This window comes from Haliscomenobacter sp., from assembly GCF_033763495.1.
In the GTDB taxonomy this organism is placed as follows: domain Bacteria; phylum Bacteroidota; class Bacteroidia; order Chitinophagales; family Saprospiraceae; genus Haliscomenobacter.
On record NZ_JANRKL010000152.1, the window covers coordinates 65,886 to 76,233 of the forward strand.

Annotated in this window: 8 protein-coding genes; 4 read left to right on the forward strand and 4 right to left on the reverse strand. The window is 46.9% G+C overall.

What is annotated here, in order from left to right; translation table 11 throughout:
• Positions 1–22: 22 nt before the first annotated feature.
• From SFV55_RS15960 to SFV55_RS15970, 3 genes are all read right to left on the reverse strand, one after another.
• Entirely contained in the window at positions 23–1,204 is a 1,182-nt protein-coding gene (locus SFV55_RS15960; protein ID WP_320030523.1) for a histidinol-phosphate transaminase, read from the reverse strand.
• A 273-nt stretch (positions 1,205–1,477) separates the two neighbouring features.
• Positions 1,478–2,143 carry a GldM family protein gene (locus tag SFV55_RS15965; protein WP_320030524.1) on the reverse strand — a complete coding sequence of 222 codons (666 nt, stop codon included), beginning with the start codon at positions 2,141–2,143 and terminating at the stop codon, positions 1,478–1,480.
• Positions 2,144–2,184: 41 nt separating this feature from the next.
• Positions 2,185–5,391 (reverse strand): CHAT domain-containing tetratricopeptide repeat protein, encoded by a 3,207-nt coding sequence (locus tag SFV55_RS15970; protein ID WP_320030525.1) that lies wholly within the window; start codon positions 5,389–5,391, stop codon positions 2,185–2,187.
• A 213-nt stretch (positions 5,392–5,604) separates the two neighbouring features.
• Between SFV55_RS15970 and SFV55_RS15975 the strand changes: the two genes are divergently transcribed.
• Entirely contained in the window at positions 5,605–6,207 is a 603-nt protein-coding gene (locus tag SFV55_RS15975) for a sigma-70 family RNA polymerase sigma factor (protein WP_320030526.1), read from the forward strand.
• Positions 6,204–6,956, forward strand: coding sequence for a tetratricopeptide repeat protein (locus SFV55_RS15980; protein WP_320030527.1), 753 nt, complete (start codon positions 6,204–6,206; stop codon positions 6,954–6,956). Before SFV55_RS15975 ends, SFV55_RS15980 begins: the two co-directional genes overlap by 4 nt.
• Positions 6,957–7,007: 51 nt before the next feature.
• On the opposite strand, the gene SFV55_RS15985 is transcribed toward SFV55_RS15980, so the two are convergent.
• A complete protein-coding gene (locus SFV55_RS15985) occupies positions 7,008–7,604 on the reverse strand; it encodes a Uma2 family endonuclease (RefSeq protein ID WP_320030528.1) in 597 nt (198 codons plus the stop codon).
• Between the two features lie 72 nt (positions 7,605–7,676).
• Between SFV55_RS15985 and SFV55_RS15990 the strand changes: the two genes are divergently transcribed.
• Together SFV55_RS15990 and SFV55_RS15995 are read left to right on the forward strand one after the other, a co-directional pair.
• Entirely contained in the window at positions 7,677–8,885 is a 1,209-nt protein-coding gene (locus tag SFV55_RS15990) for a DUF2201 family putative metallopeptidase (RefSeq protein WP_320030529.1), read from the forward strand.
• A 225-nt stretch (positions 8,886–9,110) separates the two neighbouring features.
• A complete protein-coding gene (locus SFV55_RS15995; protein WP_320030530.1) occupies positions 9,111–10,211 on the forward strand; it encodes an AAA family ATPase in 1,101 nt (366 codons plus the stop codon).
• Positions 10,212–10,348: the final 137 nt, after the last annotated feature.

The window sequence follows — 10,348 nt, forward strand, 5'->3', positions numbered from 1 at the left end:
ATCATTTAATGTGGCCAATTACTTATGCTAGCACTTTTTTCAAACTATCGGTAAACAACTTGAGTTCATCTGGCAAACCGACACTCACGCGGCAATACGTTTTCGCGTCTACCTCAAATGAGCGCACAGCTACGCCGGAATCGTACATTTTTTTCAGGAAATCCTTGCCGTTCATCACGATGGGGAACAACACAAAACTGGTATGCGAAGGCACATAGCTGAAACCCGCTTTTTTGAGCTCGGCACAAATGTATTCGCGACCTTCCGCCGTCAGTTTCCGGGAACGCTCCTGAAACTCCTTGTCTTCCATGCTGGCAATGGCACCATTTACGGAGGTGATGCACATGCCCATGTTGCCCCGAACCATGTTTTCGATTTTTGCCAGCGTTTTGGGCAATGCTACGATATAGCCAATCCGCAAGCCAGCCATCCCGTGAATTTTGCTGAAGGTACGTGCTACAATCACGTTTTTGCCTTTTGCCACCAAATCCACCATGCTGGAGGCCATTGGATTCTCTAGGTAGTCAATGTATGCTTCATCAACAAAAATGGGCGCTTTATCAGCCGCTCTGGTGCAAAAAGCCCGCAGTTCAGCAGCATCGGTGAGTGAACCCGTTGGGTTGTTGGGGTTGCAAACATACACCAGCTTGGTGTTGGCGTCGATGGCCTTTTCCATGGCTGCACAATCGTGCGACCAGTCTTTTTTCAGTGGCACATTTTTCCAGGTCGCTTTAAACGCTTTGGCTGTATTGATCAGCGACATGTAGGCTGGATCGGCTGAAACGATGTTTCCTCCTTCAAGGAAATGGGTAATGGCCACTTTTTCCAACAAATCAGTCGAGCCGGGGCCCATCATGATGTAATCTTCACTGACCCCTTCTCTTTCGGCGATCATTTTCCGCAGCTTGGCAGCTTCACCGTGCGCGTAGCGGTTGCCATTGATGGCCGTTTCGATGACGGCCAAACGGGCTTTAGGCGAAGGCCCAAAGGGGTTTTCGTTGGCATTCAAACGCGCAACGCTGGGTGGCATGATCAAAGGTAGTTTGAAGTCAATTTCTTTGAGACGGCTTTGCTCGGCCCAGGTGCTGGCCTGATCCATCGAAAAGGTGCTACGACCCAATGCCGCAGGGGTTACCGCAGCTCCAGAAGCAATGACAAGGGAGGAACGCAACCAACTGCGTCGGCTCAGATTCGAGTTATTCATGACAAGTGTGTATTTTGATGCAATAAAATTTCCTGCCGAATTTGGTCGGTACTGGAATAGCAATCTAATCTTTGGCGAGTAATAAAAGGACGTGATGAAATTGACTGATGGACAAAATTGCCAAAAAAAAAGGACAAAAGAAAGCGAAAAAAATGGGGCGCGAAAAAAAGATTTAATTGTAAAAAAATAGTAAATAGATGAATTAATATTTGTTGAAAAGCAAATAAACTGAAATAATGTTTGGAAATAGATAGGGGGGTATTTGACGCTATTTTACTCAATGTCAATGGCTATATCGGTTGATTCGTTTGCTTGCGTATTGCCAGGGCAACGACACAGGATTTTTCGAAACCAATAAATATCGCCTGGTTGGGCGCTATCGATCAGGGGGCGAATGGAGTCGTTGAATTTTCCACCGATATTTCTGGCTCTATGAACGACTCCATCCTTACTGATTTTGATGATGGAATATTCAACAATGTCACAACGAGCATCGAAACCACAACACTCGAGCACGGGAATTACCCCTCCTTGGGCCCTGAACAAGCGAGGACTCATGGTTCCGTTCTTTTTTTGGCCACCAAACATTGCTACTGGCTCAATTGGGCGCACATGGAATTTTTTCTCCCAAACCCCATCCCTGGTTTTTACCTTTAAAGTCAATTGTCCGACTTGTTTAGGTTTAATCAAAAATTCTCCGTTTTTGCCATGAACCTGGACATAAAAAACCTCATTGCTGTCAAAAGTGTCCATCTCAGCCGTAATTTGATTGGCCTGAACTGCTTGATTTTGCCGGGCAACAATGGTGACCGGGTTATCCACACCCTGATATAGGTAGTTGGATTCTCTGGTGGATACGGCGACTTGTGGCTTTTTTAAATCCAGCACACTGCTTGAAAAACAGGTGATTGTTACAAGGATGAGCAGGGTGTTTTGCATAAAATTGGGCTTTTTATGCAGAACGTAATCGAAGCTAAAAGTTACAAAAAACGCGGCTTTAGGTACCGAAACCATACCCAAACAAAAACCAACAACAAGCAGAGAGCCACACCCAAACCAATGTATTTCCCCCAGGGATCATACACCGCCTCCGTCGCTCCAATCCCGATCAAACCCGCCCAAAAATACGGATGCACCTCGTCATGTGGACGGTTTTCCAACAAGTTCAACTTGGCCAATTGCAGTGCCCGGTCGCGGCTAGTTCCTTTTTTCAACAAGGTAAAAAAGTCGACCATCAGTTCTGCGGTGCGCGCATCGTCGACACTCCAGAGGGTATTCACCACACTTTTGGCGCCAGCATGGATGAAGCCGTGCGCCAGACTGATCACTCCTTCTCCCGAGTGGTAATCGCCAATGCCTGTTTCACAGGCACTCAGCACCACCAGCTCGGTGGGCAAGCGCATGGCGTACAGATCACGGGTATACAGGTATTCGTTGCTTTTGCTGTCTTTTTGCTCCGCAAAAGCAATGGCCGAATAGTTGTCAATTTCTTTGTGGGCAAAGTATTTGCCATGGGTGGCCAAATGCAGGATGTCGTAATGAGGAGCATACTCCCGGAAAGCTTTCAAGGTTGCATTGGAGCCAGTGAGGATTTTAGCGCCCCACAAGTTGCTGATCTGTTCAGCTTCGGGAATGTTGTTGTACAGCGTGCCTAGACCAAGAGAATGTTTTCGGAAATCAGGAGCGATCGCCAATAGATTAGGTTTGAACCAATTGTGGCGGCTTTTTCGGCTCAACTCCCAGGACAAACTTCCGGAATAACTGTACTGAATGGCAAATTGCCGCAAAAGGTAGGCATGGCTTTTGAAGCGATCAACTCGCTGGGGTTGTCGGGTTAGCATGGCTTCGAAGGGCAAATAATTCAAAGCACCATCAGCTACAATTATCACGCTTTGGATGTCTTTCAGAATGGGTTGTAAGGGCTTAAAAATATCCCGGTATAAGCCAAGCGAAAGTTGGGTCCAATCCAGCAGGTTGCTGTCCAGGGCCGCCCCATTTAGCGCGGGGTACAAACGCAAGAGTTGGCGAAAGGCCACAATTTTTTGGTACAGATAAGACGGTTTTTGTAAACTGTAACCATAAAGCTGGTCTTTTTTGAGTACAAATACCAACAAACTACTCTTGGTTTCAAAATATTCAACCAGAGCCTGTTGCCTTTTTAAAAGTTTTCGGCGCAGGTGGGTTGCACTGTAGACCGTATCTTGTTGCGGTGGAGCAATGCCCTTTTGTTTTTGCCAGCGGGTAATCACCCTATTCAGGCTATCCAGGCGTCGGATTTGCCCCAACATTTCCCGGTCCAGCTGGGCTGCCCGGGTAGGACTGGTGATTCGTTCACTCTCCAGCGCGGCTAGTCTGGCCCGCAAATTTTGCTCCAGTTCAACCCATTTTTTGGGCATTTGGGATTCTGTGTTTGATTGTCCCAATTGCACGGCATCCAACAATTGAGCCGCTTTACTCTTTTCACTCAAAATGAAGGCCCGTTCCAGAAAGCGCTGATCGCCGCTTTGTTGCCATATTCGGAAGTAGAGATCGGTTGCTTCCTGGTACATGGTGTATTCTTCCTGCAACCAAAATTGACGGGCATCGATGCTGTTGATTTGTCGGCGTAAAAAGGCCATCAGGCGCAAGGCTTCGAGATTGACCTCTGCTGCCTTTTTTTGTAGGAGCAAAGCCTTGGTTTTGTTCGGAGTACTGATGGCGGCGGCTTTCCAGGTTCGGCCCTGTTGAGCCAATATTTCCATTACTTCCCTGGTGATTTCATTGCCCCAGAGGGTTTGACCAGTTCGATAACCTAAGGCGTTTAAAGCTTTTTGTAATACCGCTGTACTTTGGTCTATTGCTCCTTTTTGTAGCAGAATTTCGGCCTTGGTGCGTAATATCTGGGAGTAAGCTAGCCCCCGACTTTGATTGATTTTTTCCAGTGACTCCAAAGACAGTTGGCAATGGTGCTGCGCTGAATCCAAGAAGCCCTGCCGGATGTAACAAATGGCCATGCTGTTGTGCATTTGAGCCAGATCAGGATGCCCCTGTGGGAAGTTTTGATGCAAGGCACCAGCAGCAATGCTAAAATAGTGAAGCGCCAGACTGGCCACTTTTTTTTGCATGTAGCAATTGGCAATGTTGTTGTTTATGGCGGCTGCAAAGATCTGATCTCCATACAGGGATTCAACCAGGGGTAATGCGTCAAAATGATAATGCAAGGCCTCATCGTACTTGCCCATACGTTGATAGCTCAAACCAATTTTATGCCAGGCTGGTGCACTGGATGGGGCGTTAGGGCCACCATACAAATGGACTGCTTGCTGCAAATAGGGAATCGCCGTAGCGAAATCTCCTTTTGCTAAAAATACTTCGCCAATGTTTTCGAGCGTAGTGCCTAGTGAGGGATGATCCCGACCAAAGGTTTCTTGCCGAATGCTGAGCACCCGCTGAAAAAGGGCCATGGCCTGGTCCCATTGCCCCAATTCCAGCAACACCTTACCCAGATTATTCAGAGTGGGGGTGATCTTGTTGTGCCGGGAGCCAAAGGTCTTTTCCCGAATGTTCAGCGCCGCACGGTATTCACGCGCTGCTTCCTGGAAATCGCCATTAAAATAGGCACAATTACCCAGGTTGTTGTGGCTGACGGCAATGTCAGCATGGTTGGAGGGGAGAATTGCCTGTCGAATGAGCAGTGCACGTTGATGCATTTGCCGGGCAGCAACATAATCCCCTAATTCGAGCTGGCAATTGCCAATGTTGTTGTACGAATCAGCGGTTTTTTCGTGTTTCTCGCCAAACAGTTTGATGCGGAGCTTGAGAGCGTTTTGATGCCATTGGATGGCTTGGCTGAAGTTGTCTAATTTGAGTTCGTATTCGCCAAGGTTATTCCAGGCCTGGGCAATGAGTGGGTGACCCTTGCTTTGAAAAGCTTGAAGTTGTTGAAGACTGTTTAAAAATAAGGCCTTGGCTTTGGGAAAATCGGCTTGTTCTATGGCAATGTCCCCCAGTAAAAGTAGCGCTTGTGCATTTATTTCTGGGTTCTTTTGCTGCGCTATTACTGCTTTGGCAATTGTCGTAGCTTCCTGATAACGAAGGGAGTCAAAAAGCGTTTGAGCTTGTTGCAGCTTGCTCTGGGCTAGATTTTGCCCCCAACTTATTCCAACCCAAAGCAGAAAACTACCCAACAAAATGCAATGCTTCCTCATTTCTCAACGTTTCTGAACGTGTTTGTCTCATGTTTATCCCTTGCACATGGGCAAAATACTTATTTTCGCAAAAATAAACCCTATGGTCTGTTTTCTCTTTCCTGGGTGAGGTGGCTTAATCCATTTCTTACGCCTTCAAAAAGAATAAATGGACGATTCATTGAAATTTATCGACAAACCTGGCACATTATTCTGCTCAAAAACACCTACTCCATGAACGCCATCACCTACACGAACGAGTCATTAGTAGCGGCGATCAAAAAAGGCGGCACCGTAAGACAAACGGCAATCCGCTGGTTGTACGACGACAAAGAATTACAGCAGCGCGTCGTTTCATTCGTCAAAAACAATCGGGGCAACCAGGAAGATGGTACCGATATGTTTCACGAAGGAATCATCGTGCTGGACCGCAACATCCGGGAGGACAAATTCCGGGGTGAAGCACCAGTTAAAGGTTACCTGTATTCGATTTGTCGTTTTTTGTGGATGAACCAAATGCGCAAACAAGAACGTGTATCCTTGGTCGATCCCATCAAACCAGCGCAGGAAGAACCCGATCTGGAAACTCCAGAAGTCAGCTTCCGCACCGAAGAACGCAAAAACTTACTCAGCCATCTGCTTGATCAACTCGGCGATCAATGTCGCAAAGTGTTGGAGATGTGGAAGTTGTCGTACTCAATGGCTGAAATTGCCGATGCTTTGCAACTCAGCAGCGAGGCTAACGCCCGCAAAATTAAGTACCGCTGCCACCTGGCCTTGATGGAATTCCTGGAAAAAAACCCAGGCATGGTAAAACAACTTAAAGATGTGTTATGAAGCTTGAAAATTATTACGACCGAATCGACCAGTACCATGCTGGGGAATTGTCGACAGGAGATCGTCAGAACTTTGAACGGGAACTCGGCAGCAACGAGGAGTTGCGCCAGGCTGAAGAATTATACCGCTTGAGTTTGAGCGCATTGGATTATGGCGTAGAAGAAAGCCTGCGTAAAGACTTAAAGCAATGGGAAAAGGAAGGCAATCGGGCGGCTTCTGGTGGCCGGATCATTAACTTTCGGCGCAGTATTTTTATTCTGGGTGCTGCTGCTGCTGTTTTGTTGTTGGTATTTTTTGCTCGCCCATTTTTGATGCCTGCGCCAAGTGGAGATGAATTGTTTGCCAGCTATTACAAAGCCGATGATCCACGTATCATCCGCGGCGGTTCAGTTCCACAAAATGCTTTAACCGCAGCTAAAAAGGCTTTGGCTGAAGAAAGTTATGCCGATGCAATTGAAGACTTTTCCCGGATTCCTGAAGGTGACCCCTTGTATGTGGAGGCCCAATATTACCTGGGCCATGCATTGGTAGGTTTGAAAAACTACAGTGCTGCTAAAAAAGCTTTTGCGATCGCCGCAGATTCCAACGAATCCAAATTTAATGAAAAAGGCGAGTGGAATTATATTTTGACTTGCCTGAAACTGGGACCAATGGATGCTGCTGTTGAATCAAAATTAAAAACCATCGCGCAGGATAAGGGGAGTTCTTTCAACGAGCAAGCGCGTGAAATCATGAAGAAGATGAAGTAAATCTTTACACGATAAATAAGGTTTCAAGGTTAAGCCAAACCTTGGAACCTTTTATTTTTCCTCCTGTGTTTCCTCTCCAAATATATGCCCTAGCTCCAATTCAAATCCGGTCAATACCGTCGAGCTGATTTTTCCAGTGATTTCCTGTAGGTCGTGCAACACGTATTTGTCTTCTTGCATGATGTAAATTTCAATGCCTTTATTCAGTGGATCAACCAACCAATATTCCCGAACGGCAAAACGTTCGCAAAGGTCTTTTTTGATGACGCGATCTTTTTTGACAGTACCTGGTGAGATGATTTCAACAACCAAATCGGGTGCCCCTTTAATGTAGTCATCATCTTCGATTAAAAAACTGCGCTCATTGCTGATGAAGGCTAAATCAGGTTGAAAGGCATTGTGCTCGTCGAGATTGAGGTCGACCGGGGCGGAGAAGATCTCGCCTAACTTTTTTTCCTCAATGTAAGCATCCATTTTTCCCAATAATTTGCGGCTGATGCGCTGGTGGATTAGGCTGGGGGCTGATCTTTTCATAATTTCTCCATCAAAAAGTTCGTAGATAAACAGGTCATCGTCGGCGAGTTCTAATTCGCGGAACGTTTCCCAGTTTACCTTCTCAATTTTTGAATCAGCAAGAATAATGGCCATAGTGTATTTGTTTCGATGTCCAATTTAAAGCTTTTTTCGAATAAATGAGCTCAAAAATTTACATTTGCACACATGCAAACCCAACAGATTTTTGACCAGATCACCCAAGCCAGTATCCAGCTCATCCTGCATGAGCCTTTCTACGGGCATGTGCTGACGGGATTGGTCAAGGAGCTCAATGTTGAGATTCCAAGCTTGTCATTGGGGGTAAATGCCAATAAAACGCCCAAACTCGCCATCAATCCAACCTACTGGCAAGAGGAATTGAATACCCCAGCGCAACGACTCGGCGCACTCAAACACGAAGTGTTACACCTGGTGTTCGGGCATCTACTGCGAGAACAGGATTTTGCCAACATTCGCATCTTTCACCTAGCTGCCGATTTGGTGGTGAATCAATATTTGAGCCCTGAGCAACTCAACCCAGCTTCACTCACCTTGAGCCTCTTCCCCGAACTGGATTTGCAGCCCTTTCGCCCGGTAGAATTCTACTACGAAGAACTGTCCAGCGCCTGGAACAAAACCCTACGCCGCGGTCAAATCATCAGCCCGAAACTATCCAACTTGATGGCAGCAGGCACTGGTCCATTGGCTGGGCATGATTTATGGCAAAATGAGGTAGCTACCCTGAGTGCTGCTGAAAAAAAGGTGCTGGCGACTGGAATACAGCAGATTGTGCAAAATGCCCTTCAACGGGTGGGAGCCAAAGGCCGAGGCAGTTTGCCGGGGGCTTTACAAACTCAGTTGAACCAATTGGTAACAAAGCCGGAGCCCGCTTTGGATTGGCGACGTTTCTTGCGGCTCTTTGTTGGAGCCGGGCAACGTACTTTTTTGCAAAATACCATCCGCAAACCTTCCCGGCGCTACGGCGTCAATCCGGGTTTGCGCATCCGCAACAAACACAAATTGCTCATTGCCCTGGATACTTCGGCGAGTATTGCCGATGCTGAAATCCAGGCTTTTTTTCAGGAGATCCAGCAAATTTGGCGCTTGGGCACCGAAATTTTTATCCTGGAATGCGACACCCAAATCAACAATGCCTATATTTATCGGGGTACAACTCCGACAGTGGTTGCTGGTCGTGGGGGCACCCATTTTGATGCCGCCATCAATTATGCCAATCAACGGTCGGATGCTGATGCAGTGGTGTATTTCACCGATGGATTGGGCCCTGCACCAAGTTTGCTTTGCCGAAAGCCGCTGTTGTGGATGATCAGTGGTGGAAAACAGGGTGGAGATGGGCAATGGGAACATTTGCCAGGAAGAAAAATAAACATGTGAAACGCAAAAATATGAGTCACCCCGAATTTTTCATAAACACTACAAAAGCGACATTTCTTTATCACAAAGGAAAAAAAGAGGACACAAAGGACACAAAGCGAAGCGCCGTCTACGTCTAACTCTGTGTCCTTTGTGTTTCTTTGTGCTTTCTTTGTGAAAATTATGTCGCTTTGGAATTATTCTAAAAATTCGGGATGATCATGTTTTTGCTTCTCTACGAAGGATATGCACAACTACCAATACTACGGAACCAAAGTAAATGCTACGGAGCTTAGCCGTTTCATCCAACACATCTTCCAAACCAATCAGCTGCTGGAAGGGGAGGGGAAACGCAAATCACCCATCTGCATCTGGGGTCGCCATGGCATTGGTAAAACCGAGATCGTCGAGAATCTGGCCCGGCAAAACGGCTACCAATACGCCTACATCGCCCCGGCTCAATTTGAAGAAATGGGGGATTTGGTGGGCATGCCCGCCATTGAGGGGGAGCGCACCGTTTTTCGTGCGCCGGCCTGGGTTCCTGATGTTCCTGGCCCCGGCATTTTGTTGATCGACGACGTCAACCGCGCCGATGAACGCATCCTGCGCGGCATTATGCAGTTGTTGCAAAACCATGAATTGATCAGTTGGCAATTGCCGCCCCAATGGCAAATCATCCTGACCGCCAACCCCGACGGCGGAGATTATTCGGTCACCCCCATGGATGATGCGATGCTGACCCGGATGTTGCACGTAACCCTGGAATTTGACCTCAAAACCTGGGTGCAATGGGCCGAACAAAACGAAGTGGATGCCCGAGGGATCAATTTTGCACTGCTCTATCCCGAAATCATCACCGGGCAACGCACCACTCCGCGCACCTTGGTGCAGTTTTTTGAAGCCATTAAGTCAATCAAAGACCTGAGTGCCAACCTGGGCCTGGTGCGCATTTTGGCCGACTCCTGCCTGGATGAACAAAGCGCCACGGCTTTTATCTCTTTTGTCAACCACAACCTGAGCGAGTTGATTACCCCGGAGCAAATTTGTAATGCGCAGGATTTTGAAAAAGAGGTCTTTTTGCCATTTCAAAAAATGGTGGTCAAGCAGCCAATTCGTGTGGACATCATCGCAGCCTTGTGTACCCGGCTGGCCAATTATTTGCTGCAAGATGCTCAAACACTGAGTTCTTTACAACTCAATAATTTGAAGGCTTTTTTAAAAATTGACTTTATTCCCAATGATATTCGGTTTACTTTATTGAAGGATTTGACTTCGGGCGGTCAGGCGGGTTTGAAGGGTTTATTGGCGGATGTGGAATTGGGGAAGTTGTTGTTGAAGCAGATGTAAAAGTATTTTTTCTCAAATTTTTATATATTTAAGCCCAGCACCAACACAACCCAAGTACTTATGACTGAAACATTAAACCCTGTTTCAAAAGAACTCGATTGGGCAAACATCATCGATAGCATTGAAGCTGAAAAATG

Excerpts from the sequence above, each read along its gene's own strand:
- SFV55_RS15970 (WP_320030525.1), bottom strand. The coding sequence starts at position 5,391 with ATGAGGAAGCATTGCATTTTGTTGGGTAGTTTTCTGCTTTGGGTTGGA.
- SFV55_RS15965 (WP_320030524.1), bottom strand. The coding sequence starts at position 2,143 with ATGCAAAACACCCTGCTCATCCTTGTAACAATCACCTGTTTTTCAAGC.
- SFV55_RS15985 (WP_320030528.1), bottom strand. The coding sequence starts at position 7,604 with ATGGCCATTATTCTTGCTGATTCAAAAATTGAGAAGGTAAACTGGGAA.
- SFV55_RS15960 (WP_320030523.1), bottom strand. The coding sequence starts at position 1,204 with ATGAATAACTCGAATCTGAGCCGACGCAGTTGGTTGCGTTCCTCCCTT.
- SFV55_RS15995 (WP_320030530.1), top strand. The coding sequence starts at position 9,111 with ATGCACAACTACCAATACTACGGAACCAAAGTAAATGCTACGGAGCTT.
- SFV55_RS15975 (WP_320030526.1), top strand. The coding sequence starts at position 5,605 with ATGAACGCCATCACCTACACGAACGAGTCATTAGTAGCGGCGATCAAA.
- SFV55_RS15990 (WP_320030529.1), top strand. The coding sequence starts at position 7,677 with ATGCAAACCCAACAGATTTTTGACCAGATCACCCAAGCCAGTATCCAG.
- SFV55_RS15980 (WP_320030527.1), top strand. The coding sequence starts at position 6,204 with ATGAAGCTTGAAAATTATTACGACCGAATCGACCAGTACCATGCTGGG.